The 26,979-nt window shown below is 74.2% G+C and carries 22 protein-coding genes and 1 pseudogene; 11 read left to right on the forward strand and 12 right to left on the reverse strand.

The features are described 5' to 3' along the window. The first annotated feature begins 50 nt into the window (after nucleotides 1–50). Complete coding sequence (locus ABTW87_RS21120; RefSeq protein WP_350652575.1) at nucleotides 51–590, forward strand: phospholipase; 540 nt, start codon at nucleotides 51–53, stop codon at nucleotides 588–590. 113 nt (nucleotides 591–703) lie between these two features. Here the strand turns inward: ABTW87_RS21120 and ABTW87_RS21125 are convergent, their stop codons facing one another. Continuing rightward, nucleotides 704–3,535, reverse strand: coding sequence for an ATP-binding protein (locus tag ABTW87_RS21125; RefSeq protein WP_350652577.1), 2,832 nt, complete (start codon nucleotides 3,533–3,535; stop codon nucleotides 704–706). A gap of 153 nt (nucleotides 3,536–3,688) precedes the next feature. Continuing rightward, nucleotides 3,689–3,904 carry an FmdB family zinc ribbon protein gene (locus ABTW87_RS21130; RefSeq protein WP_350652578.1) on the reverse strand — a complete coding sequence of 72 codons (216 nt, stop codon included), beginning with the start codon at nucleotides 3,902–3,904 and terminating at the stop codon, nucleotides 3,689–3,691. Between the two features lie 56 nt (nucleotides 3,905–3,960). Between ABTW87_RS21130 and ABTW87_RS21135 the strand changes: the two genes are divergently transcribed. The 3 genes from ABTW87_RS21135 (at nucleotide 3,961) to ABTW87_RS21145 (ending at nucleotide 9,688) form a co-directional block, all read left to right on the forward strand. Further along, a complete protein-coding gene (locus ABTW87_RS21135; RefSeq protein ID WP_350652580.1) occupies nucleotides 3,961–5,229 on the forward strand; it encodes a lytic murein transglycosylase in 1,269 nt (422 codons plus the stop codon). 72 nt (nucleotides 5,230–5,301) lie between these two features. Next, the gene (locus tag ABTW87_RS21140) at nucleotides 5,302–6,318 is read left to right on the forward strand and encodes a GNAT family N-acetyltransferase (protein ID WP_350652614.1); all 1,017 of its coding nucleotides are present in this window, start codon (nucleotides 5,302–5,304) and stop codon (nucleotides 6,316–6,318) included. A 91-nt stretch (nucleotides 6,319–6,409) separates the two neighbouring features. After that, nucleotides 6,410–9,688, forward strand: coding sequence for a lamin tail domain-containing protein (locus ABTW87_RS21145; protein WP_350652581.1), 3,279 nt, complete (start codon nucleotides 6,410–6,412; stop codon nucleotides 9,686–9,688). 59 nt (nucleotides 9,689–9,747) lie between these two features. Here ABTW87_RS21145 and ABTW87_RS21150 read toward each other — a convergent pair whose 3' ends face one another. Continuing rightward, nucleotides 9,748–10,266, reverse strand: a complete 519-nt coding sequence (locus ABTW87_RS21150) for a helix-turn-helix domain-containing protein (RefSeq protein WP_350652583.1) — start codon at nucleotides 10,264–10,266, stop codon at nucleotides 9,748–9,750. A 242-nt stretch (nucleotides 10,267–10,508) separates the two neighbouring features. Here ABTW87_RS21150 and ABTW87_RS21155 point away from each other — a divergent pair, with 242 nt between their 5' ends. Further along, nucleotides 10,509–11,048 (forward strand): RNA polymerase sigma factor, encoded by a 540-nt coding sequence (locus tag ABTW87_RS21155; RefSeq protein WP_350652584.1) that lies wholly within the window; start codon nucleotides 10,509–10,511, stop codon nucleotides 11,046–11,048. 2 nt (nucleotides 11,049–11,050) lie between these two features. Continuing rightward, entirely contained in the window at nucleotides 11,051–12,187 is a 1,137-nt protein-coding gene (locus ABTW87_RS21160; RefSeq protein WP_350652586.1) for a hypothetical protein, read from the forward strand. On the opposite strand, the gene hemB is transcribed toward ABTW87_RS21160, so the two are convergent. The 5 genes from hemB to ABTW87_RS21185 are packed head-to-tail and all read right to left on the reverse strand — an operon-like array spanning nucleotide 12,181 to nucleotide 17,837. Next, nucleotides 12,181–13,164: a porphobilinogen synthase gene (gene hemB, locus ABTW87_RS21165; protein ID WP_350652588.1), complete on the reverse strand. Its 984-nt coding sequence runs from the start codon at nucleotides 13,162–13,164 to the stop codon at nucleotides 12,181–12,183. The genes ABTW87_RS21160 and hemB overlap by 7 nt on opposite strands. A gap of 14 nt (nucleotides 13,165–13,178) precedes the next feature. Beyond that, nucleotides 13,179–14,759 (reverse strand): bifunctional uroporphyrinogen-III C-methyltransferase/uroporphyrinogen-III synthase, encoded by a 1,581-nt coding sequence (locus tag ABTW87_RS21170; protein WP_350652589.1) that lies wholly within the window; start codon nucleotides 14,757–14,759, stop codon nucleotides 13,179–13,181. Further along, on the reverse strand, nucleotides 14,756–15,724 hold the full coding sequence (hemC, locus tag ABTW87_RS21175) for a hydroxymethylbilane synthase (RefSeq protein WP_350652590.1): 969 nt from the start codon (nucleotides 15,722–15,724) through the stop codon (nucleotides 14,756–14,758). Before hemC ends, ABTW87_RS21170 begins: the two co-directional genes overlap by 4 nt. Further along, the gene (locus tag ABTW87_RS21180) at nucleotides 15,721–17,070 is read right to left on the reverse strand and encodes a glutamyl-tRNA reductase (RefSeq protein WP_350652592.1); all 1,350 of its coding nucleotides are present in this window, start codon (nucleotides 17,068–17,070) and stop codon (nucleotides 15,721–15,723) included. Before ABTW87_RS21180 ends, hemC begins: the two co-directional genes overlap by 4 nt. Continuing rightward, nucleotides 17,067–17,837 (reverse strand): redox-sensing transcriptional repressor Rex, encoded by a 771-nt coding sequence (locus ABTW87_RS21185; RefSeq protein WP_350652594.1) that lies wholly within the window; start codon nucleotides 17,835–17,837, stop codon nucleotides 17,067–17,069. The genes ABTW87_RS21180 and ABTW87_RS21185 overlap by 4 nt, the downstream gene beginning before the upstream one ends. A 366-nt stretch (nucleotides 17,838–18,203) precedes the next feature. On the opposite strand from ABTW87_RS21185, the gene ABTW87_RS21190 reads away from it, so the two are divergent. Both ABTW87_RS21190 and ABTW87_RS21195 read left to right on the forward strand, forming a co-directional pair. Further along, the gene (locus tag ABTW87_RS21190; RefSeq protein ID WP_350652595.1) at nucleotides 18,204–19,508 is read left to right on the forward strand and encodes a sensor histidine kinase; all 1,305 of its coding nucleotides are present in this window, start codon (nucleotides 18,204–18,206) and stop codon (nucleotides 19,506–19,508) included. 24 nt (nucleotides 19,509–19,532) lie between these two features. Beyond that, complete coding sequence (locus ABTW87_RS21195) at nucleotides 19,533–20,174, forward strand: response regulator (protein WP_350652597.1); 642 nt, start codon at nucleotides 19,533–19,535, stop codon at nucleotides 20,172–20,174. 5 nt (nucleotides 20,175–20,179) lie between these two features. Here ABTW87_RS21195 and ABTW87_RS21200 read toward each other — a convergent pair whose 3' ends face one another. From ABTW87_RS21200 to ABTW87_RS21210, 3 genes are read right to left on the reverse strand one after another with little or no spacing between them, the layout of a single operon-like run. Further along, nucleotides 20,180–20,827 (reverse strand): HAD family hydrolase, encoded by a 648-nt coding sequence (locus tag ABTW87_RS21200; RefSeq protein ID WP_350652599.1) that lies wholly within the window; start codon nucleotides 20,825–20,827, stop codon nucleotides 20,180–20,182. Between the two features lie 25 nt (nucleotides 20,828–20,852). Continuing rightward, complete coding sequence (locus ABTW87_RS21205) at nucleotides 20,853–21,104, reverse strand: glutaredoxin family protein (protein ID WP_350652601.1); 252 nt, start codon at nucleotides 21,102–21,104, stop codon at nucleotides 20,853–20,855. Further along, the gene (locus ABTW87_RS21210; protein WP_350652602.1) at nucleotides 21,097–22,686 is read right to left on the reverse strand and encodes an AMP-binding protein; all 1,590 of its coding nucleotides are present in this window, start codon (nucleotides 22,684–22,686) and stop codon (nucleotides 21,097–21,099) included. The genes ABTW87_RS21205 and ABTW87_RS21210 overlap by 8 nt, the downstream gene beginning before the upstream one ends. A gap of 606 nt (nucleotides 22,687–23,292) precedes the next feature. Here ABTW87_RS21210 and ABTW87_RS21215 point away from each other — a divergent pair. The 3 genes from ABTW87_RS21215 (at nucleotide 23,293) to ABTW87_RS21225 (ending at nucleotide 26,422) form a co-directional block, all read left to right on the forward strand. After that, nucleotides 23,293–24,246 (forward strand): ECF subfamily RNA polymerase sigma factor, BldN family, encoded by a 954-nt coding sequence (locus tag ABTW87_RS21215; RefSeq protein ID WP_350652604.1) that lies wholly within the window; start codon nucleotides 23,293–23,295, stop codon nucleotides 24,244–24,246. Between the two features lie 276 nt (nucleotides 24,247–24,522). Beyond that, complete coding sequence (locus ABTW87_RS21220; protein ID WP_350652605.1) at nucleotides 24,523–25,407, forward strand: DUF5667 domain-containing protein; 885 nt, start codon at nucleotides 24,523–24,525, stop codon at nucleotides 25,405–25,407. 136 nt (nucleotides 25,408–25,543) lie between these two features. Next, nucleotides 25,544–26,422: an HAD family hydrolase gene (locus ABTW87_RS21225; protein ID WP_350652607.1), complete on the forward strand. Its 879-nt coding sequence runs from the start codon at nucleotides 25,544–25,546 to the stop codon at nucleotides 26,420–26,422. 98 nt (nucleotides 26,423–26,520) lie between these two features. On the opposite strand, the pseudogene ABTW87_RS21230 reads toward ABTW87_RS21225, so the two are convergent. Beyond that, nucleotides 26,521–26,883: pseudogene (locus tag ABTW87_RS21230) on the reverse strand (MFS transporter); the annotation flags it as partial. Between the last annotated feature and the right edge of the window lie 96 nt (nucleotides 26,884–26,979).

Raw genomic sequence — 26,979 nt, forward strand, 5'->3', positions numbered from 1 at the left:
CCGGTGACCCGCCGGTAACCAAGAGTCCGCACATCCCCGCGGAGGTTGCCATGTCCCGTCGTCTCGCCACCCTGTTCACCTCGATCGGGCTCGCCCTCCTGGTCGCGCTCGGTGCCGCCAGCCCCGCCGCCGCCGTCACCCGCGACCAGAAGCTCTCCGTCCTGTACAGCTGGACCCAGCCCAGCGCCACCAGCTACAACGCCTGGAACGCCGGTCGACTGAACAAGGCTGCCTGGGCCGACTACACCTTCGACTGGTCCACCGACTACTGCTCGTCCAGCCCGGACAACCCGCTCGGGTTCAACTTCACCCTCTCCTGCTACCGGCACGACTTCGGGTACCGCAACCACAAGGCGATGGGTGTCTTCTCGTCGCACAAGTCCCGCCTCGACAGCGCCTTCTACGAGGACCTCAAGCGGGTCTGCGCCACCTACAACTCGGTGGTCCGGCCCGCCTGCCTCAGCCTCGCCTGGACCTACTACCAGGCGGTCCGGGCCTTCGGCTCGGTCGCCGCCGTGCAGCAGGCCGACATCGACCGCGCCGCGAAGATGAAGGCCGACGCCGAACGTCGCGCCACCACCCGCCGCTGACCGACCCCCGTCCCACCCCCGAGCGCTCCGATGCGTGATCAAGAGGTTCTGGGCACTTGGCACCGCGCCGACGCACCAGAACCTCTTGATCAACCGGTGGCGGCGCGGGTGGTTCAGGCGTGTTCGGTGTGGGGAGTGGGGGTGCCGGTGGGCTGGCGGGGCGTGGGCTGGCCGGTTCCGGTGGCGAAACGGGTCGAGTCGGCCGCCAGATCCGGGTGCTCGACCCCGAGCGCCAGCGCCGCCGCGTCCTCCAGGCCCAGCTCCGCGCCCTCGGCGTACGCGCCGTCGAACGCGGCGTCGCCGAGCGCCTCCCGTACCTCCGCCTGCCGCTGCGCCCAGTACGCCCCGTAGATGCCCGGTGTGGAGCGCAGTGTCGCCCTGGTCGCCTGCGCCGCGCCGAAGAGCCGCGCGGCGGTGAGCCGGTCGCCCCCGGCGGCGCACCGGACCGCGATCGCCTGCAGCGTGTCGCAGGCACGGCGGTGGAAGCCGTGCGCCATCCGGGACCGCAGAGCCACCAGCAGGTGCTCGTGCGCGGCGATCAGGTCGCCCCGGGCCAGCGCCACCAGGCCGAGCAGCATGTCCACGGTGCGGCGACCCCGCTCCGCCGGCCGGGCCGCCTCGACCGGCCGGGCCGCCCCCAGCAGCTCCGCCGCCTCGTCCAGGGCCCCCCGCCGCCAGAGCAGCTCGGCGAGGCTGAACACCGCGAAGAGGGCGTCGCCCACCACGTCCTGCCGGTGCGCCCAGTCGATGACCTCCCGGCACACCCGCTCGGCCTCGGCGAACTGTCCCATGTCGACAAGCGGGGCCGCCCGCCCCGCCAGGACCCGGGCCAGCAGCCCGGCGTCACCCGCCTGCCGGGCCGCCTCCTCCGCCCGCTGCGAGAACCGCAGCTCCTCGGCGAACTCGCCGTCCGCGCCGGCGTGCAGCGAATGCATGTGGTACGCCGCCGCCAGCTCCGCGTCGGGGATCCGCTCCCCCGTCTCGGCGATCCGGCCGTACAGCCGGGACAGCCAGAGCCGACCCTCCCGGGCCAGGCCGCGCTCCCGCCACCACTGGTCCAGCCCGCCCGCCAGGGCCAGACCGGCCCGGGGGCTGCCACCGGTTGCGCACCAGCGCAGCGCGGCACGCAGCTCCCCGGCGAGCGGGTCGAGCGCGTACAGCGAGAGGGTGACCGGCCGGCCGTCCGGCCCCAGGTGCAGCCGCTCCAACGCGTGCGCGGACCAGGCCACGTGCCGGTTCCGCGCGGCCTGCTCCTCGCCCGCCTCTACCAGCCGGCGGGCCGCGTACGCGCGGATCGGGTCCAGCATCCGGTAGGTGCTGCCGGCCGCGTGCGGCTCGGCCAGCACCATCGACTTGTCCACCAGCACCGAGAGCGGGTCGAGCGGATCGTCCCCGAGCAGCCACTCCACCGTGGCCAGATCCACCGGACCGGCGAACACCGCAAGCCAGCGCAGCAGCCGGGCGGCGCGTGGGCCGAGCGTCCGGTACGACCAGGTGACGGTGGCCTGCATGGTGAGGTGCCGCTCGACGGCGGACCGCTGCACCGCCCGGCTGGCCGCACTGGGCGGACTCGCGCCGGCCGCCGCCGCGACCAGGTCCACGGTGTCCTGCTGGTTCCCCGTCCAGCCCCGCTCGGCCGGCGGCGGCTCCGGATCGTCCCGGCCGGCGTCGAGGGTGCCCAGCACGTCGTCGAGGCGCTCGGCGAGCTGCCCGACCGAGAGCACCCGCAGCCGGGCGGCGGCCAGCTCGATGGCCAGCGGCAGCCCGTCCAGCCGCTGCACCACCCGGCGCAGATCGGCCGACTCCGCCGGGTCGGGCTGCCGCCCGCCCCGGGCCGCCGCCGTCCGGTCCAGCAGCAACGCGACGGCGTCGCTCTCCGCGCCGTCGACCGGCGGGTCGACCGACAGCGGAGGGATCCGCCACACCACCTCGCCGGGCAGCCCGAACGACTCGCGGCTGGTGGCGAGGACCCGCACCCCCACCCCACCGGCGAGCAGCCGGGAGATCACCTCGGCCGACGCCGCCGGCTGGGCGTCGCAGGTGTCCAGCAGGACGAGCATCCGGCGGCCGGCCGCGTACTCCACCAGGGTGTCCACCATCGGGCGGCCGGGCTCCGGGCGCAGGCCGAGCACCGCGGCGATGGCGAAGGCCACCAGGCCCGGATCGGTGACGGTGGCGATGTCGACGAACCAGGCGCCGTCCGGGTAGGACTCGACCAGGTCGGCGGCGAGTTCCACGGCGAGCCGGGTCTTGCCCGTGCCGCCCGCGCCGAGCACCGTGACCAGCCGGTGCTCCTCCACCAGTCGCCGCAGCTCGGCCCGCTCCGCCTGCCGGCCGACGAACGACGTGATCTGCGTGGGAAGGTTGTGCGCCACCGCGTCGGCGGTGCGCGGGCGCGGGAACTGCCGCTCGAGGCCGGGGGCGACGAGCTGGAACAGCCGTTCCCGGTCGTCGAAGCCGCGCAGCCGGTGCAGGCCGAGGTCGAGCAGGGAGGCGCCGCTCGGCAACGGGTCGGCGTGCCGGGCGGTCGCCGCGGAGCAGAGCACCTGCCCGCCGTGCGCGGCGGCGGCGACCCGGGCCGCGCGGTGCACCTCGGGGCTCGCGTACTCGCCGTCGCGGGGCTCCGCCCAGCCGGTGTGCAGGCCCATCCGCACCCGCGGCACCGCGTCGGCGGTGGGCCACTCGTGGCTGGTCAGCGCACGCTGGGCGGTCAGGCAGGCAGTCAGCGCGGCGGACGCATCCCCGAAGGCCAGGAAGAACGAATCCCCCTCGGTGAGCAGCTCCGCCCCCTCGGTGGCGGCGAGGGTCCGGCGCAGCAGCCGCCGGTGCTCCCGCAGCACCGGCCGGTAGTCGGGGCCGAGCAGCTGGGCCAGCCGGGTCGAGCCCTCGATGTCGGTGAAGACGAAGGTCACCCACCCGGTCGGGAGGTGGATCCGTGGCGACATGCGTGGAACCTCCGCCCGTGACGTCGGGTTCATGCTGCCTGAACCCGAGCCGTCACGCATCGTGAGAACGGCCGGCCCGGCTCCGCACCAACGTGCCACTACGTGCACTCGCGAGCAAGCGCCTCGGGGACGCTGGCGGACCGGGAGTCCGTCTCAGCAGCCGCAGGCGCCGCCGCAGCAGCCACCGCCACCCGACGTCGGGGCGGCGGCGCCCGCCCCGCCGCGACCGGTCACCGCCACGGTGGAGAGGAGCTTCACCGTGTCGTCGTGCCCCTGTGGGCACGGTGCCGGCTCGCTGGCACGCGCCATCGGACGGTTGACCTCGAAGGTGTCGCCGCAGGCGCGGCAACGGAACTCGTACCGGGGCATGACTCCAGCGTACGACCGGTCCTGACGCCCGGGCGAACATGGGTGATACTCGACGGGTGGTGGACGGCGAGGACAGGCAGACCCTTCGGCCCCTCCGACCGGCCGCGCCGGCCGACGGGCCACTCGCCGAATCCGGCGCCGCCCCGGACGAGCCGGCCGCTTCGGTGCCCCGTCCCCGCCGACCGTGGCTGCGGCCACCGGCACCGCCGACCGACGGCCCGACGCCGGACGCCCCTGCCGCACCGCCGACGGGCACGGCGGCGGAGGCGACGGCCACGACCGGGACGGCGGACGACGGTACGGCCGGCGGCGCACCCGCGCGTACCGGTGACGACCTGACGGTGACCAGGGTCGACCCGCTGCCGCCGGTGGACCCGGCCGACCCGGACCGGCCGGCGGCAGCCCGGCGGCGCCGGGTCCCCTTCGCGCACGCCGTACGCACATCGCCCGGACGGCTCGCGGCCGGCGCGACACGATCGGTCCGCGACTGGTCGAGGCGCCCCAGCGGCCGGCTCACCCTGCCCGGCGTCTTCCTGCTGTTCTTGGTCGCCGCGACCGCTGCGGCCGGTGCCCTGCTGGTGCCCGCCGCCGTGCGCCCCCGGGCGGTCGCCGTCGACGCCGGCGCGCCGAGCGCCACCGCACCGACGTCGGCTCCCGACGCGCCGCTGCCCGGCACCATGCCCCCGCTCGGCGGGCCCTCGATCACGCCGCCCACGGGTGGGACCGTCCCCGTTCCCACGTCGGGCACCGGCCGACCCGCGGACGCGCTCGCCGGCTGGGCCGGCCAGATCGGGCCCAAGGTCGGCATCGAGCCGCTGGCCATGCAGGCGTACGGCTACGCCGAGCTGGTGCTGGCCCAAACGACCCCCAGCTGCGGTCTGAGCTGGACCACGCTTGCCGCGATCGGGCACGTCGAGTCCGCGCACGGGCAGGCCAACAACGCCCGGCTCGGTCCGGACGGCCGGGCCACCCCGGAGATCATCGGCCTTCCGCTGGACGGGCAGGGCGGCCGGATGCTGATCCGGGACACCGACCGCGGGACGCTCGACCGGGACACGACCTACGACCGGGCGATCGGGCCGATGCAGTTCATCCCGACCACCTGGCAGGAGGTCGGCGCCGACGCGGACAACGACGGCCGCAAGGACCCGCACGACATCGACGACGCGGCCCTCGCCGCCGCGAACTACCTGTGCAAGGGCGGCCGGAACCTGAGCATCGCCGGCGACTGGTGGAACGCCATCCTGTCGTACAACGACGTCCGGCGGTACGCGCAGGACGTCTTCGACAAGGCCAACCAGTACGGGCGGGCCAGCCGTACGTGACGTGACCGTCCGCGCACATTGGAGAACTGGACACTTCCCCCGGGCAGCGGTTAGCGGCAAGCTAGACGGGTGATGGTGCGCGAGTGGGACCCCAGGACCGCGTCGTCCGCCGAGATCGCGTCGCTGCTGGACACGCTGAACGCGGTCCTGGCGGCCGATCTCCCGCAGGATCCGCCGTGGCGGGAGAGTTCCCTGCGGGAATACCTCGCCGAGGTGATGCCGGGTGAACGGCGGATCTCCTGGATCGCCCAAGCGGAACCGGCGGTCAACGGCACCCCGGGAAAGGTCCTGGGGCAGGTCCACGTGCTGCTGCTCGGCGACATCGGCGTGCTCGAGGTGCTGGTGCACCCTTCGGCGCGTCGCAGCGGTCTCGGCCGCGACCTGGTCCGGACGGCCGCCCGCCGGGTCTACCAGGAAGGGTTCCAGTCGATCGGCGTGGAGGTCGTCGGCGACACCCCGTCCGTCGCCTTCTACGAGGCGCTCGGCTTCGCCAAGGAGTACGTGGAGACCCGCAGTGTGCTGGACCTGACCACGGTGGACTGGGCCGAGCTGGGCCAGATGGCCGGCGGCGTCGGCGCGGGTTACCACCTGGAGTTCCACCCGGGCGGGCCGCCGGACGAGCTGATCGAGGCGTACGCGCGGGCCAAGGCCGAGGTGCGGGACATCGACGACGGGGAGCTGCGGCCCAGCTCGTACGATCCGCAGCGGCTGCGCGACAGCCTCGACTGCCTGCACCGGCGGGGCATGAAGCCGTACATCGTGCTCGCCCAGCACGAGCAGACCGGTGAAGTGGCCGGCCTGACCGAGGTGGTGGTGCCCGCACAGCACCCCACCCGCGCCGACCAGTACGACACGATCGTCGTGCAGGACCACCGCGGCTACGGCATCGACCGGGCGATCAAGGCGCGCATGCTGATGGAGCTGCGGTCGGCCGAGCCCCAGCTGGCCGAGGTGCAGACCTGGAACGCCCAGGCCAACGAGGCGATGCTCAAGGTGAACGCGGAGCTGGGCTACCGCCCCGACCGGGAGTGGTGCGAATACAGCGTCGACGTGGCCGAGCTGGTGCACCGACTCGACGCCGCCCGGTGAGAAGTTCACGAAACGGTTCATCGGGGGATGGACGGCGGTCAACCATGCCCCTTAACGTGCGTTAGTTCTGTCCACCCACCGTGGAGGCTCAATGCGCCCGCGCCGCACACTCGCCGCGCTCGCGACCGCCACCGCCGCCGTGACCGTCACGGCCGTCGGGGTCGCGCCCAGCGCGGCCAGCGCCGCGCCCACCGACCTGTTCATCTCGGAGTACGTCGAAGGCTCGTCCAACAACAAGGCGATCGAGCTCTTCAACGGCACCGGCGCGCCGGTCGACCTGGCCGCCGGCGGTTACCAGCTGCTGCTCTACTTCAACGGCTCCACCACGCCGACGTCGTTCGCCCTGACCGGCACCGTCGCGGCGGGTGACGTCTTCGTCTTCGCCCACTCGTCGGCGAACGCGGCGATCCTCGCCCAGGCCGACCAGACCACCGGCGCCGGCCTGTTCAACGGGGACGACGCGGTGGTGCTGCGTCGCGGTGAGACCGTGCTCGACTCGATCGGCCAGGTGGGTGTCGACCCCGGCACCGAGTGGGGCGGCGGCGCCACCAGCACCGCCGACAACACCCTGCGCCGCCTGGGCACCGTCACCGCCGGCGACACCGACCCGACCGACGCCTTCGACCCGGCCGCCCAGTGGGCCGGCTTTCCCACCGACACGGTCGACGGTCTCGGCGCGCACAGCACCGACGGTGGCGGCCCGGTCGACGTACCGGCCACCGTCACCTGCGGCGGCGCTCTGGTCACCCCGGCTGGCACGGCGGCGACCCGGGAGGTCAGCGCGACCGACCCGGACGACCGGATCGTCGACCTGACCGTCACGTCGGTCACCCCGGGGCCGGCCACCGGCTCGATCAGCCGGACGGCCGTGACCCCGGCCGACGCGGTCGGCGGCACCGCCCGCGCCACCGTCAGCGCGAGCGCCGACCTGGCGGCCGGGGCGTACTCCGTGGTCCTGACCGCGACCGACGCCGACGGCGCCACCGCGACCTGCACCCTCACCGTGCAGGTGACGCGGGAGCTGACAGTCGGCGAGGTGCAGGGCCCGACCACCGACGCCGAGTCCGGCGCGGCCGACCGCTCGCCGCTCGCCCCGGCCAGCGGCAACGGCACCAGCAGCAGCCTGTACGACGTCCGCGGGGTGATCACCCAGCGCACCCTGGCGCGCGACTCGTCCGGCCGGGACCAGCACGGCTTCTTCCTGCAGAGCCGCGCCGACGCGACCGACGGCGACCCGGCCAGCTCGGACGGCATCTTCGTCTTCATGGGCTCGTTCACGTCGCTCATCGGCGGGTACGTGCCGACGGTCGGCGACGAGGTGGTGCTCCGCGCCCGCGTCTCCGAGTACTTCAACATGACGCAGCTCTCCAGTGCCTCGCTGGTCCGCCGGGTCGCCGCCGGCCTGGACGTGAACGCCGTGGTCGCGGTCACCGACGCGGTACCGCCGGCCGACCTGGCCGACGCGCAGCGCTTCTGGGAGCGGCACGAGGGTGCCCGGCTGCGGGTACGCGCCGGCAGCGGCGCGGTGAGCGGACGGAACGTGTTCGCCTCCACGGCCGACTCCGAGACGTGGCTCGTGGACCGGGACGACCCGCTGCTCGACCGCACCGACCCGTACGCCCGCCGCGTCTTCCGGGACGTCCACCCGCTGGACAACGACCCGACCCGGGGCTTCGACGACGGCAACGGTCAGCGGATCATGCTGGGCGGCATGGGCGTGAAGGCGGCCGCCGGGGACAACACGGCACTGCTGCCGCCGGCGCACACCTTCGACACGCTGACCGCCGACGCCGTGGGCGGCCTCTACTACTCCTTCGAGAAGTACGGGGTCCAGGTCGAGTCCGCGTCGTTCGCCGCCGGCACCGACCCGTCGCGGAACAATCCGCCGAAGCCGGCCAAGCGGTCGGAGGAGTTCGCGGTCGCCACCTACAACGTGGAGAACCTGTACGACTACCGCGACGACCCGTTCGACGGCTGCGACTTCGCCGGCAACTCCGGGTGCACCGGGGTCCGCCCACCGTTCGACTACGTGCCGGGCAGCGAGCAGGAGTACCGGGACCAGCTCGCCGCGCTCGCCGACCAGATCACCACCGACCTGCACTCCCCCGACCTGATCCTCGTCCAGGAGGCCGAGGACCAGGACATCTGCACGGTCGAGGGCACCGAGCTGGTCTGTGGCTCCACGAACGACGCGGACGGCGCGCCGGACACCCTCCAGGAGCTGGCGCTCGCCGTCGCCGCCAACGGCGGTCCAGCCTACGCGGCCGCGTACGACCGCACCGGCGCGGACGACCGGGGCATCACCTCGGCGTTCCTGTACCGCACCGACCGGGTCGCACTGGCCGCGGTGACCGCCGACGACCCGCTGCTGGGCTCCTCGCCGACGGTCCAGTACCGCGCGCCGGGGCTGCCGTCGAACGCGGACGTGCAGAACCCGAAGGCGCTCAACGCCGTGCTGCCGTCCGACGTGGACACCTCGACGGGCCGCGACGGCGACAACGTCTTCACCCGCGCGCCGCAGCTCGGCAAGTTCACCGTGGCCGCCGCGCCCGGCTCGACCGAACGGTTCAACGTCTGGGCGGCGAGCAACCACTACTCGTCCGGGCCGGACAGCCGGGTCGGGCAGCGCCGGGAGCAGGCGGCGTACGGTGCCGCGATCGTGACCGCGATCGAGGCGGCGGACCCGCACGCCCGGGTGGTGTACGGCGGGGACTTGAACGTCTTCCCCCGGCCCGACGATCCCATCGCCACGGCTGCCGACCCCACCCCGTCGGACCAGCTCGGCCCGCTCTACGGTGCGGGGCTGCGCAACCTGTGGGAGGACCTGCTCGCCGACGCGCCGTCGTCCGCGTACTCGTACAGCTTCGAGGGGCAGGCGCAGACGCTGGACCACCTGTTCGTGAACGAGGCGCTCTACGGCGACCTGGTGGAGATGCGGGCCGCCCACATCAACGCCGACTGGCCGGCCGAGCACGCCGCTGACGGCTCGCGCGGCTCCAGCGACCATGATCCGCAGGTCGCCCGGTTCCGCTCCCGGGCGGCGCTGAGCGTCGCGGACGCGTCGGTGGTCGAGGGCGACCGGGGCACCTCCCAGCTCGCCTTCGACGTCACCGTCTCGCGGCCGCTGTCCCAGCCGGTGCTGGTCTGCGCCGCGACCTACGGCACGACCGCCCGGTCGGGCTCCGACTACGAGTCGTACGTGGGGTGCCTGACGCTGGCGGCCGGCCAGACGAGTCTCACCGTCCCGGTGACCGTGCGCGGTGACCGCAAGCGGGAGGCCGACGAAAAGCTGACGCTGCTCGTGGCCGGCATCCCGGGGCTCCGTCTCGCCGACCCGCTCGGTACCGGCACGATCATCAACGACGACTGACGACGGCTCACTGTCCCGGCGGCCCGCCGGCCCGGCCCTGTTGCCGGGTTGGCGGGCCGTCAGCCGTACCGGTCCGGGTTCGGCGGCCGTGGGACGGCACGGTTCTGGGCGACCCGCACCTCCCAGACGCTCAGGCGGCGCCGCATCTCCCGCTCGACCGGGCAGCGATGGTACGTCTCGGGTGGGCGAGCCAGCCCGTAGATGTCCGCCCACCACTCGCCGGGCTCCGGATCGAGGATCGTGTCGAGATGAGCGGGATAGCGCCGGCCGGCGCCGTCCCTCGTGTCGTCCCAGACCGCCATCGGCTGGATGATCCGCCCGTTCTGGTCCACCACGACGAGGTAGAGCCCCGCGGCTCCCAGCAGCCGATCCAGCACTGCGAGGCTGGGTGCCAGGTTGCCGGCCTCGACCCGGGCGACGGTCGACGGCGCGACCTTGGCGAAGCGGGCCATGCGGTTCTGGCTCAGGCCGAGGATGCGGCGCGCGCGACGGACGAGCCCCGCGACGGGGAACGGACCGACGGTCGGCCCGGGATCCGGCGGGTCGAAAACGTCCGGCAGGTCGGCGGAGGAGGTCATGGCGAGACTGTCCCGCCCCGTCGACCGACGCGACAACCCCTGTGGATAAACCTGTGGATAATGGCGTGTCGCGCAACCGAGCAACCCCTTCCTCGCCCCCTTTGCTCTGCTTCAACCCACGCACTGGAATCTGGCCCCTTCTGTTGCGTCCATTGAGGCAGAGCAAAGGGGGCGGGTGGGAGGGTTGTCGCCGGCACGGCCGACGGCGGGAACCGATTCGGGGTCAGCGGCGTGTACCTGACATGGGAAGCGACGTCGCCTCGCCGATCCGGCCGCCCGACCAGCTCGGTCCGGCTCGGCCCGACGCCGACCCGGACGCCTCGTTCGAACGGTTCTACCGGACGCACGTCGACCGGATCCACCGCGCGCTCGCCCTCGCCACGGGGGACGTCGGCCTGGCCCGCGAGGCCGCCGACGAGGCGATGGCCCGGGCGTACGCGCGGTGGGACCGGATCCAGAAACTCGACAACCCCGCCGGGTGGGTCTTCCGGGTCGGGCTGAACTGGGCAACCTCGTGGTGGCGAAAGGTCCGCCGGGAACGCCCGCCCGCCCCGGACGACAGCGACGCGCCCGCGGCCGGGCCGGACCCGGTCGGGATGGCCGCCCGGTCGGCGTTGGACCAGCTCCCCACCGCCCAGCGTGCGGTGATCGTCTGTCGCGTCCTGCTGGACCTGTCCACCGCCGAGACGGCGGCGGTACTCGACCTGACCGAGGGCACGGTGAAGAGCCGGCTCTCCCGCGGTCTGGCGGGGCTGCGAACGGCGCTGGCTGAGAAGGAGTGACGATGGACGCCGTACCCGACGACCTGGCCGAAGCCGTGCACCGCGCCGCACGGACCACCCCGCCGCACGGTTCCGACCTGGCGGCCGTACGCCGCCGGGCGCGGGCCGGGCGGCGTCGGCGGAGCGCGGCGACGGCGGGTGGGTTGGCGTTGTTCGTGGCACTCGCCGCCGGGGCGGTGCCACTGCTCGCCGGCAACGCCCCGGCACCCACGAGCAGACCGGCGGCGACGTCGGCCGTCCCCGCCGCCCCCTCGTCACCGTCGCCGACGTGGACTCCCCCGGCGCAGCGGTTGGTGATGACGGTCGACCCCGCGCGCCACGGGCCCGGCGAGGACCTGCCGTTTCTCCCCGTCGAGGAGGTGCTGGCCGACGGCTCGGTACGACGGCACCCGGTGCCGGAGAACTTCAGCCTCGGCGCGGCACTGCCCGACGGCCGCCTCGTCGGGCTCGTGTACACCGATCTGCTGCCCGGCAGCCCGCGCGCCGACGGCCCCGACGTCGAGGGTCTGTCGATCAAGCTGGTGGTGCTCGGTGCGGACGGCGCCCTCGAACGCAGCCGCGAAGTGCGGATCAAGGGCCAGGGAGTCGAACTGATCGGCGCCGACCAACGGGTCGCCTACCTCGCCCGGGACACCGGCATCGTGACGCACGACCTCGCCACGGGCCGGGAGCGGATGCTGCTCCGGTCGTCGACCGCCGGCGTGGACCTGCTCACGGCGAGCCGGACCGACGTACGCCCGGACCTGCTTGTCGAACAGCGCGACGACGACGGCTGCCGCACCGACGTGCGCCGGACCGCCGACGGGGTGCGCATCGCTCGGCTGACCGTCGGCGGCGTCTGCGAGAACGGACTCCGACTCGCACCGGACGGCGCCCTCGTCGCGGTCCCCTACCGCCGCCTCGACCAGTCCCGTGACCGCCGGGAGCAACGACTCGCCGTCTTCGACACCGCCACCGGAGCCCTGCGGACCGATCAGGCGATCGGCAACCCCGCCATGACCCCCGGCGCGGTCCACGGCGTCGCCTGGTCGGACGACCTGACGGTCCGGGTCGCCTGGACCGGGCTACCGGTGAACGCCGGCCGGGACGTGGGGGTCGATGCCCTGGTCCGCGAGGTGACGACCGTCCGGGTTCAGTAGCGCTGGCGGAGCAGCCCGGCGGCCTCGACCGCCCAGTAGGTGAGGATGATCTGCGCGCCCGCCCGACGGATCGAGGTGAGCGTCTCCAGCATCACCCGCTCGCGGTCGATCCAGCCGTTCGCGGCGGCCGCCTCGACCATCGCGTACTCGCCGGAGACCTGGTAGGCGGCGACCGGGACGTCGACCGCGGCCCGGACCGCCGAGACCACGTCGAGGTACGGCAGCGCCGGCTTGACCATCACGATGTCGGCACCCTCGGCGACGTCCAGCTCGACCTCGCGCAGGGACTCCCGCAGGTTCGCCGGGTCCTGCTGGTACCCACGGCGGTCGCCCTCCAGCGCCGACTCCACCGCGTCGCGGAACGGGCCGAAGAACGCCGAGGCGTACTTCACGGCGTACGCCAGGATCGTCACGTCCTGGTGGCCGGCGGCGTCCAGCGCCCGGCGGACCACGCCGACCTGGCCGTCCATCATCCCGGACGGGCCGACGACGTGCACCCCGGCCTCCGCCTGGGCCACCGCCATCTCGGCGTACGCGGCGAGGGTGGCGTCGTTGTCCACCGACCCGTCGGGGGTGAGCAGGCCGCAGTGCCCGTGCGAGGTGAACTCGTCCAGGCAGAGGTCGCTCATCACCACGGTGGCGTCACCCACCTCGGAGACGACGTCCCGGATGGCGACGTTGAGGATGCCGTCCGGGTCGGTGCCGCCGGAGCCGCGCTCGTCACGCGACTCCGGCACCCCGAAGAGCATGATCCCGCCGACGCCGGCCTGGACCGCCTCCACGGCGGCCTTGCGCAGCGAGTCCCGGGAGTGCTGGAGCACGCCCGGGAGCGACGCCACGGCCCGCGGCTCGGCCAGCCCTTCCTTGACGAACATCGGCACGACCAGCTCGGCCGGGTCGACGCGGGTCTCGGAGACCAGCCGCCGCAGGGCCGCGTTGCGGCGCAGCCGGCGGGGCCGGATCTCGGGGTACGGCACGGGAGCCTCCAGGGTCAGCGGAACCTCAGGGCGGTCGGCCCCTGCACCTTCGAGCCGCGACGCTGCTTCGCCGGCATGGCGGCGAGCTTCTCCCGCAGCTCGACGGCGTAGGCGGCCAGCGCCTCCACCAGGTCGGGAACCGAGGCGTGCGGCGGCTGCACGTCGACCCGCAGGCCGAACTCGGTCGCGGTCTCCGCCGTCTTGGGCCCGATCACAGCGACAACGGTACGCGCATGCGGCTTCCCGGCGATGCCGACCAGGTTCCGGACGGTGGACGACGACGTGAAGAGCACCGCGTCGAACCCGCCGGACTTGATCGCGTCGCGGATCTCGGCCGGCGGCGGCGCGGCCCGCACCGTGCGGTACGCGGTCACGTCGTCGACCTCCCAGCCGCGCTCGGTGAGCCCGGCGGCGAGCGTCTCGGTGGCGATGTCGGCGCGCGGCAGCAGCACCCGGCCGACCGGGTCGAGCACCTCGTCGTGCGGCGAGAACTCGGCCAGCAGGCCCTCCGACGACTGCTCGCCGGACGGGATCAGCTCCGGCTGGATGCCGAACGCGCGCACCGCGTCGGCGGTCGCGTCGCCGATACAGGCGATCTTGACGCCGCCGAAGTGCCGGGCGTCGAGGCCGTGCTCGGCGAACTTCTCCCACACGGCCCGGACGGCGTTCACCGAGGTGAAGATCACCCAGGCGTACCGGCCGTCGACCAGGCCCTTGACCGCCCGCTCCATCTGGGCGGGGGTACGCGGGGGCTCGACCGCGATGGTCGGCACCTCGCAGGGGATCGCCCCGTACGCGCGCAGCCGGGCGCTCATCACGCCGGCCTGCTCCTTGGTCCGGGGTACCAGCACCTTCCAGCCGTACAGCGGGCGGTTCTCCCACCAGCTGAGCTTGTCCCGCTGGCCGACACCGTCACCGAGGGTGAGCACGACCCGGCCGGTGAAGCCGAGTGCCGCCGCGACGAACGAGTCCACGGTCGACGTGGTCGTGTACTGCGTCTCACCGGTGCCGTCGCCGGTCACGCCCACGGCGGTCGTGCCGTCCACCCCGGCCGCGAGCAGCCCGTCGCGGATCGCGGCGAGATCACCGGCGTCCACCGCGAGCGCCAGCGAGCCCCGTGCGACGGCGGCGGCCAGCGCCTCGAAGTCCAGCGTGGTGACGTCCTCGATGTCGGCCGCCGTGCGCACGCCCGGCAGCGGCACACCCGCGTACGTGGCCACCCCCTCGGCCTGGCCGACGCCCGGGACCACCTCGAAGTGCGCGGCGGTACGCGCGACCGCCTGCACCTCCTTGACCACCGAGTCGTGGCCGAACGGGTCGCCCGCGACCAGGTGCACCGCGTTCAGCCCGGAGCGCGCCGCCGAGATCAGCACCTTCGCCACGTCACCCGGCGCGCCCTCCGCCGGGCTGAACTGGGCGTCCTCCTTCGCCTGGGCGCGGACGACGTCGAGCAGCGACTCGGGGACTCCCCGGTCGTACACCACCTGGTCGGCGTCGACCAGGGCGTCGTGCGCCCGGCGGGTCAGCAGGCCCGGGTCGCCGGGACCGGCCCCGACGAACGCGATGCGGCCTACGGGCTTACGGGTGCGGGTCATTCTGTGCTCCCAAATTGCTGGGTCCCCGGGCCGGTGTGTCCTTCCTGGCCGAGGATCGAGTCGGCGCCGAGGTCGAGGAGTTCGGCGGCGAGTGCCTTGCCGATCTCCGCCGCGTCGGCGGGCGTTCCGGTGCGGGACAGCCGGAGGTCACGGGTGCCGTCCGGGCTGATCACCGCCCCGCGCAGGTAGATCTCTTCACCCGAGTCGCCCTCGGCGAGCTCGGCGTAGGCGGCGACCGGTGCGCTGCAGCCGGCCTCCAGGGTGGCCAGCAGCGCCCGCTCCGCGACGACGGCGGCGCGGGACGGTGCGTGGTCGAGCACGGTGAGCAGCCCGACCAGGTCCTGGTCGTCGATTCGGCACTCCACGGCCAGCGCGCCCTGGGCGGGCGCCGGCAGCATCAGCATCGGGTCGAGCGTCTCGGTGATCACGTCGGCCCGGCCCAGCCGGGCGAGCCCGGCCCGGGCCAGCACGACCGCGTCCAGGTCGGCCTCCGGGCCGAGCACCCGCGCCAGGCGGGTGTCGACGTTGCCCCGGATCGGCTGGACCTCGAGCTGCAGCCCGAGCGCGTGCAGCTGGGCGATGCGGCGCAGCGCTCCGGTGCCGATCCGCGCGCCGGGCGGCAGCTCGGCGAGCGTGCGGCCGTCGCGGGCGATGAGGGCGTCGCGCGGATCCTGCCGGGGCGGCACGGCCGCGACGTGCAGGCCGGGCGCCGCCGCGGTGGGCAGGTCCTTGTACGAGTGCACCGCGAAGTCGATGGTGCGCGCGGCGAGGGCGTCCCGCAGCGCCGACACGAAGACGCCGACGCCGAGCCGGTGCACCGGGGCGTTCGACCGGTCGCCGGCCGTCACCACCTCGACCAGCTCCACCGGACGCCCGGTGGCCGCGGTTAGGGCCTCGGCGACGTGCCCGGACTGGGCCATCGCCAGGGCGCTGCCCCGGGTCCCGAGGCGCAGGGGCGTGCTCATCGCTCACCTCCGGTGGGCGGGTAGTCGTCGACGGTGGCGTCCACCACGTCGGGGACCGTGTCGACCGGGGAGGTCTGCGGCACCTCGAGGTCGAACAGCTCGCGCAGCAGGGCCGCGTACTGGTCGCCACCGGGTTCGGCGGCGAGCTGGCGGACCCGCACGGTTGGCTGGTGCAGGAGGCGCTGCACGACCCGGTGCACCGTCCGGGCGACCTCGGCGCGCTGGTCGTCGGTGAGGTCGGGGCGCCGCTGGGCCAGCCGGCGCAGCTCGGCGCTGACCACGTCCTCGGCGCGGCCGCGCAGCGCGGCCACGGTCGGCGCGACGTCGGCGCCCCGCAGCCAGGTGAGGAAGGCGTCGACCTCGGCGGCGACGATCTGTTCCACGGCGGCGGCGTCGGCGGCGGCCGGGCCCTCGGCGACCAGCGCTGCCATCCGGTCGATGTCGATCACCTCGACGCCGGGCAGGCCGGCGACGCCGGGCTCGACGTCCCGCGGTACGGCGAGGTCGAGCAGCACCAGCGGCCCGCGGTCGCGGTCCCGGGCGGCGAGCGCCCGGGTCACCACGTCGCGGGTGAGGACCGCCTCGGTGGCGGCCGTGGCGGCGACTACGATGTCCACTGTGGAGAGCGTGGTGGTCAGCTCGGCCATCGGAGCGGCGGCGGCGCCGTACGACTCGGCCAGCCGGACGGCCCGGTCGGCGCCGCGGTTGGTCACGGTGAGCGGCCCGGCGCCCAGCCGGGCGAGGGTCGCCACACCCAGGGAACCCATGGCCCCCGCGCCGACGACAAGCGCCGGGCGGCCGGCCAGGTCGCCGTCGAGCAGCTCGGCGGCGAGGTCGAGGGCGGCGGTGACCACGCTCTGCCCGGCCCGGTCGATGCCGGTCTCGGAGTGGGCGCGCTTGCCCACCCGCAACGCCTGCTGCATCAGCTCGTGCAGCAGCCGGCCGGCGGTGTCCGCGCCGGACGCCCAGTGGTACGCGTCACGGAGCTGGCCGAGGATCTGGGCCTCGCCGACGACCATCGAGTCCAGCCCGGCGGCGACCCGGAAGACGTGGTCGACCGCGGCGGCGTCGAAGTGCACGTAGAGGTTGTTGGCGAGAGCGGCGGGCCGGCAGCCGGCCTGCTCGGCCAGGACGACGCAGATGTCGCCGAGGCCGCCGTGGAAACCGGACACGGCGGCGTACACCTCCACCCGGTTGCAGGTGGAGACCAGGACGGCCTCGGTCACGTACGGCTGTGCGATCAGGCGGTCCAGGGTGCGGGTGAGGTCGGCGGGCGCGACCGCGAGCCGCTCCAGCGTGGCGACCGGTGCGGTGCGGTAGGACGCGCCGACGACGATCAGTTTCACGTGCCGGTCGCCTCCTGCGGGTCGTTGACCGCGAGCCCGCCGGGCAGGGCGGTGAGGGTGGACCCGCCGGTGGCGGGGAGCGCGGTCAGGGACGCCTTGCGGTGCTCGTGGAAGGACAGGATCTGCAGCTCGATCGCGAGGTCGACCTTGCGCACGTCGACCCCGTCGGGCACCGAGAGCACGCAGGGCGCGAAGTTCAGGATGCTCGTCACGCCGGCGGCGACCAACTGGTCGGCGACCCGCTGCGCGGCGGCGGCCGGGGTGGCGATCACGCCGATGGCGATCGACTCCTCGGCGGCGACCCGGGGCAGGTCGTCGACGTGCCGGACGACCAGGCCGCCGATCTCCTCACCGACCCGCGAGGGGTCGGCGTCGAAGAGCGCGGCGATGCGGAAGCCGCGGGTGGCGAAACCGTCGTAGCCGGCCAGGGCGTGACCGAGATTACCCACACCGACCAGGGCGACCGACCGTCGCTGGGTGAGCCCGAGCACGTACTCGATCTGCTCGATCAGCAGGGCCAGGTCGTAGCCGACGCCGCGGGTGCCGTACGACCCGAGGTGCGAGAGGTCCTTGCGGAGCTTCGCGGAGTTCACCCCGGCGGCGCTGGCCAGGCCCTCGCTGGACACGGTTTCGTGACCGGTCTCAGCCAGGTTGTGCAGGGCACGGAGGTACTCGGGGAGCCGGGCCACGGTCGCCTCCGGCAGGTCCGGCAGCGCCGGCACGGCGGCGGGGCGGTCGGGCCCGCCTGGCGGGCGGTGCTGACTCATGAGACTCCGTGCGGTGCGATCCTGGGCCAACTCCGCCGGTCGGCCGCGTCGGGACTCCCGCTGGCGACCGAGGTTGCCGGCTGTGCTAGCAGGGCGCGTCGGAACTACAGGGTAGGCGCTTGTGAAGACACGCACAAATCGCGATCTTGGTCGCGTGCGACGCGGCGTCACCAGGCCCTCCATTCCGCAAGATCGATCTGGCGGCTCTCGCCCACGCCGCACGGCGATTATTGCTCAATTACGACTTCTCTGACCAATCGCGCGCGGGCGCGTCGCTCCACATCACAGCAGGTAGGGCCAGCACCCCCAGGCAGAGACCGGCGTACGGGATGGGAGCGGGCCGCACGCCTACCTAGCCTCGGTGACATGACCGCCGTACCCGTCGCCACCGCGCCGTCGCCCACCACCCCGGCCCGCAGCCTCGTCCGCCAGCTCCTGCGCGACTCGGGCTACGTGCTGTTCGGCCTGCCCCTGGCCCTTGTCGGTTTCGTGCTGGCCGTGGCCGGGATCTCGCTCAGCGCCGGCCTGCTGGTCACCACGCTCGGCCTGCCGGTCCTCGCCGGCACGCTGTACGCGGCACGGGTGCTGGCCGACGTCGAGCGGCTCCGGCTCCCCGCCGTGCTGCACCAGCCGCGGGTCCGCCCCGTCTACCGGGCACCCGAGCCGGGCGCGGGCTTCTGGCGCCGGGTCCTGGTGCCGATGCGCGACCTGCAGTCCTGGCTCGACCTCCTGCACGCCCTCGGCAAGCTGCTGGCGGCACTGCCGACCTTCGTGGTGCTGCTCGTCTGGTGGGCGCTCGCGGTCGCCGGCACTCTCTACGGCGCGTACGACTGGGCGATCCCGCGCGGCCCGGGCGACCAGGACCTGAGCGAGCTCCTCGGGATGGGCGACGGCTCCGGTCCCCGCATCTTCCTGAACACCGCGATCGGCGTGTTCGCCCTGTTCACCCTGCCGCTGGTGGCCCGCGCCTGTGCCCGGATCCAGGGCGGCCTGGCCCGCTCGCTGCTGACCGGGGTGGCGGAGATGCGCAACCGGATCACCACCCTCGAGGAGCAGAAGCGCGCGGCCGTCTCGGCCGAGGCCAGCGCACTGCGCAAGCTGGAGCGGGACATCCACGACGGTCCGCAGCAGCGGCTGGTCCGGCTCGCCATGGACCTCAGCCGGGCCCGCGAGCAGCTCGCCTCCGACCCCGAGGCGGCCCGCCGGACGCTTGACGAGGCGGTCGGGCAGACCCGGGAGGCCCTCGCCGAGCTGCGCTCCCTCTCCCGGGGCATCGCACCGCCGATCCTCGTCGACCGGGGGCTGCCGAGCGCGCTCGCGGCGCTGGCCGGGCGCGGGCTGATCCCCATCGAGCTGCGGGTCGACCCCGCGCTCGGCGAGCCGGGCGGCCGGCTCGACCCGGCGGTGGAGAGCACGGCGTACTTCGTGGTCGCCGAGGCGCTCACCAACGTGGCGAAGCACAGCCGGGCCACCGAGTGCCGGGTCACCGTGGAGCGGGACGGGCCGCGGCTGCGGGTCGGCGTCGACGACGACGGCCAGGGCGGCGCGCACCTGGCCAAGGGGCACGGGCTGGCCGGCATCGCGGACCGGGTCCGTGCGGCCGGTGGCCGGCTCGGCGTGACCAGCCCGGCCGGCGGCCCCACCGGCGTGCACGCCGAACTCCCGCTGTGAGCGGCGCGTGGTACACATCCGTGCATGCGGATCGTGATCGCCGACGACGCCGTCCTGCTCCGGGAGGGGCTGGTCCGGCTGCTCACCGAACGCGATCACCAGGTGCTGGCCGCCGTCGGTGACGGGGACGCCCTGGTGACGGCGGTGGCGCAGCACCGGCCGGATGTGTCGATCGTCGACGTCCGGATGCCCCCGTCACACACCGACGAGGGCCTGCGGGCCGCGGTGGAGGCCCGCCGCCGGGTGCCCCGGACACCGATCCTGGTGCTGTCCCAGTACGTCGAGGTGTCGTACGCCGAGGACCTGCTCGCCACCGGCGCCGGGATCGGCTACCTGCTCAAGGACCGGGTGGCCGCCATCGGCGAGTTCCTCGACGCGCTGGAACGGGTCGCCGGCGGCGGCACCGTCCTGGACCCCGAGGTGATCGCTCAGCTCTTCGCCCGCCGCCGCCGCGACGACCCGCTGCGGAACCTGACCCCGCGCGAGCGCGAGGTGCTCGCCCTGATGGCGGAGGGGCACTCCAACACGGCGATCGCCCGCACCCTCGTGGTGTCCGACGGGGCGGTGGAGAAGCACGTCCGCAACATCTTCACAAAGCTCGACCTGCCCCCCGACACCGAGCAGCACCGCCGCGTACGGGCCGTCCTGACCTACCTCCGCACCTGACCCACCTACAGGTCCCGGGCCAGCTTCACCGCGTCGGTGAGGGTCTCGGCCACCGGGTGGCCGGAGGCCCGCAGCCGGGCCGGGTCGGTGAAACCACCGGTGTAGAGGACCGCGCGGCCACCGACCGACCGGGCCGCGTCGGCGTCGTCGAGCGAGTCGCCGATCAGCACCACGTCCCGACCGCGGACGCCCAGCTCGGTCAGGTGCCGGGCCAGCGACTCGGCCTTGCGGTCCCCGCCGACCTCCGCCCGCAGCCCGTCGACCCGGAGGAAGTGCCCGGTCAGCCCGTAGGTGTGCACGGTCGGCACCAGCTCGTCGTGGAACCACATGGACAGCAGCGACTGCCCGCCCGGCCAGGAGGACATCGCCTCCACCGCGTCGTGCGCCAGCGCGCAGGTGGTCAGCCCGTTGCGGTACGCGTCGTGGAAGATCCGGTCGAGCCGGCCGAACGCCTCGTCGTCGACGGCTTGACCGAGCACCTCCGCGTAGTAGTCCGCGACCGGCCGGCGGAACCGGACCCGGTGCTCGTCGGGGCTGACCGCGGGCCCGCCGACGCTGGCGAAGGCGGCGTTGGTGGCCGTCACGACGAGGTCCAGGTCGTTGAGGAGGGTGCCGTTCCAGTCCCACACCAGGTGGGGGCGCGCAGGGGTCATCGCCGCACCCTAACCGGCGGCGCGCTCAGAGCTGGGGGGTGGTGAGGTCGCGCAGCAGCCGCTCCTCCTCGACCCGCCAGTACCCGTGCTCCTTGCCGTCGAGCAGCACGACCGGCAGCCGGTCGCCGTACTCCCGCTCCAGCTCGAGGTCACCGGTCACGTCCTTCTCGACCCAGCGGTCCCCGGTGACCGCCACCACCCGGTCCATCGCCGCCTTCGCGTCCTCGCAGAGGTGGCAGCCGGGCCGGGTGATCAGGGTGAGGCGGGGTTCACGCATGGGTCTCCTCCGTCGTGCCGGCCCCGGCCGGGGACCGGAGCAGTGTCTTGCGGACCTTGCCGATGGCCGAGTGCGGCAGCTCGTCGACGAACTCGACGACCGCCGGGCACTTGAACCGGGCGAGGTTGCGGGCGCAGTGCACCAGCAGCTCCTCCACCGTCACCTCCTGCCCCGCCCGCGGCACCACGTACGCGTGCACAGTCTCGCCGGTCCGCGGGTGCGGCACACCCAGTACCGCCGACTCCGCCACACCCGGGTGCCCGTCGAGCACCAGCTCCACCTCGTGCGGGTAGACGTTGAAGCCGTTGACCAGGATCAGTTCGCCGATCCGGTCGACCAGGAAGAGGTCACCGTCGTCGTCGGCGTACGCCACGTCGCCGGTGGCCCACCAGCCCTCGGCGTCCGGCCCACCCCGCCCGTCCGGCCAGTACCCGGAGAACAGGTTGGCCCCCCGCACGACGATCTGCCCCGGGTCGGTGCCGGGCGCGACGTCGGACACGTCCAGCTCGTCGGCGTCGTCCTCGGGCACGGCCGCGCCGTCGCGCCACAGGTCGGTCCCGTCCGGCGCGACCAGCCGCAGCTCCACCCCGGGCAGCGGGCGGCCGATCGAGCCGGGCTTCGGTTCGCCGTTCACGAGGGTCGAGGCGAGCACGGGGGCGGTCTCGGTCAGCCCGTACCCGACGTGCACCGGCAGCCCGGCGACCTCGGTGAAGCGCGCCGCGACCGCCGGCTCCAGCGGCGCCGCGCCGCAGACCGCGATCCGCACCGACGCGAGGGCGGCGGCGGCGTCCGTCGTGGACCAGGCGGCGACCATCGACGGTACGCCGACCAGGACGGTGGCCCGGTGCCGGGCGATCTCGGCGAGCCCGGCGTCGGCGCCGAGTTCGTCGACGAGCACCCCGGTCGCGCCATGGTGGACGACCGCACCGAGCCCCGAGTTCAGCCCGTACGCGTGGAACAGCGGCAGCGCCAGCAGCACGGTGTCGTCGGGGCCGACCACGGGCGGCTCGATCCGGGCGACCTGCTCGTGGTTGGCGGCAAGCGCGCGGTGCGCGAGCATCGCCCCCTTCGGGTGCCCCTCGGTGCCGGACGTGTAGAGCAGTACGGCCAGGTCCGCTCCGCCCCGGGCGGGGAAGTCGCCGCCGCCGTCGGCACCGGGCGGCGCGGTGTGCACGGCGGAGAGGGACGGCAGCGCGTGGGACACGGTGGCGACCCGGTCGGCCACCTGAGGGGTGCCGATCAGGACGGACGCGCCCGAGTCCGCCAGCACGTGCGACAGCTCCCGGGTGGTGAGGCCGGGGTTGACCGGCACCGCGACCAGCCCGGCGCGCAGCGTGGCGAGGAAGCTGACGACGAAGTCCGGCGTGTTGCCGAGCGCGATCGCGACCCGGGGCGGGTGGGGGTCGGCGAGCGCCACCCGCGCCGCCAGCGCCCGGGCTGTGACGGTCACCGCCGCGTCCAGCTCGGACCAGGTCAGCGACGTTCCGCGCCAGTGCAGCGCGGTGCGGTCGCCGTGCGCGGCGGCGGCTCGACGGAGCCGGTCGGCGAGGTTCGTCGCGGAACCCCCGGTTGCGTCCTGCACGGTCGCTGAGTCTGGCACAGCGGACGGTGACCGGCCACGCCGGAACGGCCCGGGCGGCGGGGTCCTGAATCGACGGATGTCGACAACTCGGACAGCTCCGACTCGGTCGGTCCCGGCGACGGGACCGGGCAGGTAGCCTGCCTGTGACATCGCCGGTCCCGTCCACAGGACACGTCGGCGCCGGCCGACACACCGACCCGCCCTCAGCCGACCGGCTGGCGCGAACCACCGAGACAGCCAGCGGATGCAGCATCTACCTGGGAATCCGGCACGGACCATCGTGGAATCCGAAAGTCAACCGCACACGACGGACAACCGGTCCGCCATTCGTGCGACACAGCGGGAAATACTTCGGCCCTGTGTAACGGACTTGCCACGCGCGGGTGACGTTGGCCCTATCATCACTCGGGTCGGCTCACCCCATTTGCCGTGAGTCGACACCCCTCAGCCCGAGGAGGCCCCCGTGCCCGTCAGCGCATTGGACCAGCACCTCAAGGGGAGCTGCCGTACGGCGGCACACCCCCGACCCGCACTGCCGGACCGACGCGTGCCCAGCCACTGCCCGCGACAGGCGCGGCGCGCCCGCGGCGGAACGGAGGTGGCCCGATGACGACCTTCGGATACGCGGAGCGGCCCGTCGGCCTGACCAGTTCGACGCCCCGGCCCGCCGTGAACGAACGGCCGGCCGCCCGGGTGCCCGTGGAGGACACGGGCACCCTGGTCACCCGCGGTGACAGCGGGTCCAGCCGGATCCGCAGCCGCCCGCACCAGAACGAGGCTCCGGCGCGGCCGGCGACACCGGGCGGCAACGCCAAGCCGGTCGGCGGCCGGATCGCGTCGCCGGCCCGCCCGACCATGCCGGTGCAGGGCCGGCGGTCGGCCGACCCGCCCGCCGCGGCCGACTCCTCCTCCACCGAGACCGCGGTGCTGCCGGCGGTACCCGCCGGCGCCCCCGCCACCACGACCGGCTTCCCGAGCCGCCCCGACCCGTCCGACCCGGCGACCGAGGTCTGGGCGCTCGTCGAGCGGGCGCAGGCCGGTGAGGCCGAGGCGTTCGGCCTGATCTACGACCGGTACGTGGACACGGTCTTCCGGTTCGTCTACTTCCGCGTCGGCAACCGTCAGTTGGCGGAGGACCTCACGTCCGACACCTTCCTCCGCGCGCTCAAGCGGATCGGCAGCTTCACCTGGCAGGGCCGGGACCTCGGCGCCTGGCTGGTGACGATCGCCCGCAACCTGGTGGCGGACCACTTCAAGTCCGGCCGGTACCGCCTGGAGGTGACCACCGGCGACGTGCTCGACGCGGACCGGGAGGACCGGGGGCCGGAGGGCAGCCCGGAGGCCGCCGTGGTCGAGCACATCACAAACGTGGCCCTGCTCAGCGCCGTCAAGCAGCTCAACCCGGAGCAGCAGGAGTGCATCGTGCTCCGCTTCCTCCAGGGCTTCTCGGTGGCGGAGACCGCGCGGGCGATGGGTAAGAACGAGGGCGCGATCAAGGCGTTGCAGTACCGGGCGGTACGGGCCCTGGCGCGCCTGCTCCCGGACGGCTTCCAGCCGTAGTCCGCCCGACCGGCCGGTCGGCGTACGGGCAGGTCCACCTCGTCGGCGCTCGAGTGAGACCGATCACTTTGCGTGATTTCTCCTCCGCCAGCCCCGTAACCCATGCCAGGTGCGGCGCGTTTTTCCGGGTGCGACCGTTTCATTCCCGGCGTCCCCCCGGGTTCCTCAGGTCCGGCACCATCGCCGGCCACGAGCCTCCCTGTGGTGTCCGCCGTCACCGGTCGCCGGTGACGACCGCGGCCGACCGGCCGTGTCCAGCGAGAGGAGGTGCCAGCGGTGGACAGCGACCTCTTCTTCTCCCGTCGGCGCGCGGAGCGCTTCGCGCAGCTTCTCGACGAGGCCAACGGCGGCCGGCGGCACCACGTGCGGTCCCGGATGGACGACGAACTCGCCACCCTCGTCGCGGTCGGGCAGCGGCTCAGCGCCGCGCCGCCGCCCGTGGCGGTGAACCCGGAGTTCCGTACCGGCCTGCGGGCGATGCTGCTGGCCACCGCCGAGCGCGAGGGCATCGGCGAGCCTGCCCCGAAGGCAGCCGCCGCGACGGCCGGCCGCCGTTCGGCGACCAGCCGCTCCGGCCTCGTCCCGGCGGTCACCGCGCGACGGGCCCGGGCCCGCGGCGCCATCCTGATCGGCATCGCGGTCGGCGCCGTCGCCGTCTCCGGCATCTCGGCCGCCAGCGAGAACGCGGTGCCCGGCGACGCCCTCTACGGCATGAAGCGCTCGACCGAACGCGCCCAGCTCGCGTTCACCAGCTCGGACGTGAGCCGCGGGCAGCTCTTCCTCAACTTCGCCCGCACCCGGCTGGACGAGGCAGCGGAGCTGCGCGGCGACCGGACCGGCTACAGCGGTGTCCTGGACGACATGGACGCCGACACCCGCCAGGGCGTACGCCTGCTGACCGGTGCCGCCGCGCAGCGCTCCGACCCGGCGGCGCTCGACGCGGTCAACGCCTTCGTGACCGCGCAGCGGGAGGCGGTGAGCGCCCTGCTCGACGACGGGACCCGCGCCGAGCGCGACCGCACCCGCCGCTCGCTCGCCCTGCTCGACGACGTCCGCGAGCGCTCCGACGCGCTGCGCGCCGCCATCGGGTGCGGCCTGCCGGCGCCGGTCGGCAGCGACGCGCTCGGCCCGGCACCGGCCACCTGCCCCGCCGGCCGCTGACGCGGGCCCACCGGCCAGCCCGATCCGGGCCGCAGGAGCCTCACCACAGTTGCCCGGTCGAGTGCCCGGTCGGGCCGTCGTCCCCGCTACCCTCGCAGGTGGCGCACAGCGCGCCCACACAGCGGAGGGAGGGCGCGTGGCCCGCAGCCGTAAGGTGACGGTCAGCACCGACACCCACGGTCACACCGCCGGCTGGGCGGAGACGGAAGCCCCGCCCGCGGCGCCGGATCGGACCGCCGCCGCCTTCTTCGACGTCGACAACACGATGATGCAGGGCGCCTCGATCTACTGGTTCGCCCGCGGGCTCGCCGCACGCAACTACTTCACGACCGGTGACCTGCTCCGGTTCGCGTGGCAGCAGCTTCGGTTCCGGGTGCTCGCCACCGAGCACGCCGGGGACATGTCGCAGGCCAAGGAGGCGGCTCTCGCCTTCATCGAGGGCTGGCGGGTGGACGACGTCGAGCGCCTCGCGGAGGAGATCTTCGACGAGTTGATGGCGCCCCGGATCTGGAGCGGCACCCGCCGCCTCGCGCAGCGCCACCTCGACGCCGGGGAGCGGGTCTGGCTGGTCAGCGCCGCACCGGTGGAGATCGGCCGGGTGCTCGCCGCCCGGCTCGGCCTGACCGGCGCGATCGGCACCGTGGCCGAGGTGGTCGACGGCGCGTACACCGGGCGGCTGGTCGGCGACCTGATGCACGGGCCGGCCAAGGCCGAGGCGGTCACCCAGCTCGCCGCCGTGGAAGGGCTGGACCTGTCCCGCTGCACCGCGTACAGCGACTCGTCGAACGACCTGCCGATGCTCAACGCGGTCGGCCGTGGGGTCGCCGTCAACCCCGACGCCGCGCTGCTGCGCGAGGCCCGCCGGCGCGGCTGGGAGGTGCGGGACTTCCGCACCGGCCGCCGGGCCGTGAAGATCGCCGTCCCGTCGACGGCCGCCGCCGGCCTGGTCGCCGGGGCGGTCACCGCCGGCCTGGCGCTGCACCGCCGCCGCCTGCAAGGAAGGGCCCCTTCTTAACGCCTCCGGTAGTAGAGGGGCCCCTTCTTAACGTGCGGCAGGTCAGCCGGCGGCCGGGACGGGCGGCAGGTCAGCCGGCGGCCGGGGCGGGCGGCAGGTCAGCCGGCGGCCGGGACGGCCGGCGGCGGGGCCGGGGCCGGCTCGTCGCTGTGCGCGATGCGGGTGAACTCGCGCCACAGCAGGACGACCAGCACCGCCGAGCCGGCGAACGCGAACCAGAACGGCCCGGTCACCCCGAAGGGGGTCACCAGCAGCCCGCCGATCGCCGACCCGGCGACCAGCCCGCCGTACGTGCTGATGGCGTTGATGCTGTTCACCCGGCCCTGGAGGTGGGTCGGGACGGCCCGCTGCCGGACCGTCAGCGAGGTGGCGCCCCAGACGAACCCGTGCGCCCCGAAGACGAAGAGGACGGCCGAGGCGACCCAGGGCGACGTGGTGAGGGCGAGCCCGAGATGTGTGAGGCAACACCGTTGCGTTTAGCGCCGTGACCGGGAGGCAAGCCCTTTTTCGAAGGTTGTGATGTCGGCGTGGAAGCTGTAGGTCTGTGTGGTTGCGGG

Origin of the sequence: Micromonospora sp. NPDC126480 (assembly GCF_040302465.1) — a bacterium.
Classification (GTDB): domain Bacteria; phylum Actinomycetota; class Actinomycetes; order Mycobacteriales; family Micromonosporaceae; genus Micromonospora.

Excerpts from the sequence above, each read along its gene's own strand:
- ABTW87_RS21120 (WP_350652575.1), top strand. The coding sequence starts at position 51 with ATGTCCCGTCGTCTCGCCACCCTGTTCACCTCGATCGGGCTCGCCCTC.
- ABTW87_RS21125 (WP_350652577.1), bottom strand. The coding sequence starts at position 3,535 with ATGTCGCCACGGATCCACCTCCCGACCGGGTGGGTGACCTTCGTCTTC.
- ABTW87_RS21130 (WP_350652578.1), bottom strand. The coding sequence starts at position 3,904 with ATGCCCCGGTACGAGTTCCGTTGCCGCGCCTGCGGCGACACCTTCGAG.
- ABTW87_RS21140 (WP_350652614.1), top strand. The coding sequence starts at position 5,302 with ATGGTGCGCGAGTGGGACCCCAGGACCGCGTCGTCCGCCGAGATCGCG.
- ABTW87_RS21145 (WP_350652581.1), top strand. The coding sequence starts at position 6,410 with ATGCGCCCGCGCCGCACACTCGCCGCGCTCGCGACCGCCACCGCCGCC.
- ABTW87_RS21150 (WP_350652583.1), bottom strand. The coding sequence starts at position 10,266 with ATGACCTCCTCCGCCGACCTGCCGGACGTTTTCGACCCGCCGGATCCC.
- ABTW87_RS21155 (WP_350652584.1), top strand. The coding sequence starts at position 10,509 with ATGGGAAGCGACGTCGCCTCGCCGATCCGGCCGCCCGACCAGCTCGGT.
- ABTW87_RS21160 (WP_350652586.1), top strand. The coding sequence starts at position 11,051 with ATGGACGCCGTACCCGACGACCTGGCCGAAGCCGTGCACCGCGCCGCA.
- ABTW87_RS21170 (WP_350652589.1), bottom strand. The coding sequence starts at position 14,759 with ATGACCCGCACCCGTAAGCCCGTAGGCCGCATCGCGTTCGTCGGGGCC.
- hemC (WP_350652590.1), bottom strand. The coding sequence starts at position 15,724 with ATGAGCACGCCCCTGCGCCTCGGGACCCGGGGCAGCGCCCTGGCGATG.
- ABTW87_RS21185 (WP_350652594.1), bottom strand. The coding sequence starts at position 17,837 with ATGAGTCAGCACCGCCCGCCAGGCGGGCCCGACCGCCCCGCCGCCGTG.
- ABTW87_RS21190 (WP_350652595.1), top strand. The coding sequence starts at position 18,204 with ATGACCGCCGTACCCGTCGCCACCGCGCCGTCGCCCACCACCCCGGCC.
- ABTW87_RS21195 (WP_350652597.1), top strand. The coding sequence starts at position 19,533 with ATGCGGATCGTGATCGCCGACGACGCCGTCCTGCTCCGGGAGGGGCTG.
- ABTW87_RS21200 (WP_350652599.1), bottom strand. The coding sequence starts at position 20,827 with ATGACCCCTGCGCGCCCCCACCTGGTGTGGGACTGGAACGGCACCCTC.
- ABTW87_RS21205 (WP_350652601.1), bottom strand. The coding sequence starts at position 21,104 with ATGCGTGAACCCCGCCTCACCCTGATCACCCGGCCCGGCTGCCACCTC.
- ABTW87_RS21215 (WP_350652604.1), top strand. The coding sequence starts at position 23,293 with ATGACGACCTTCGGATACGCGGAGCGGCCCGTCGGCCTGACCAGTTCG.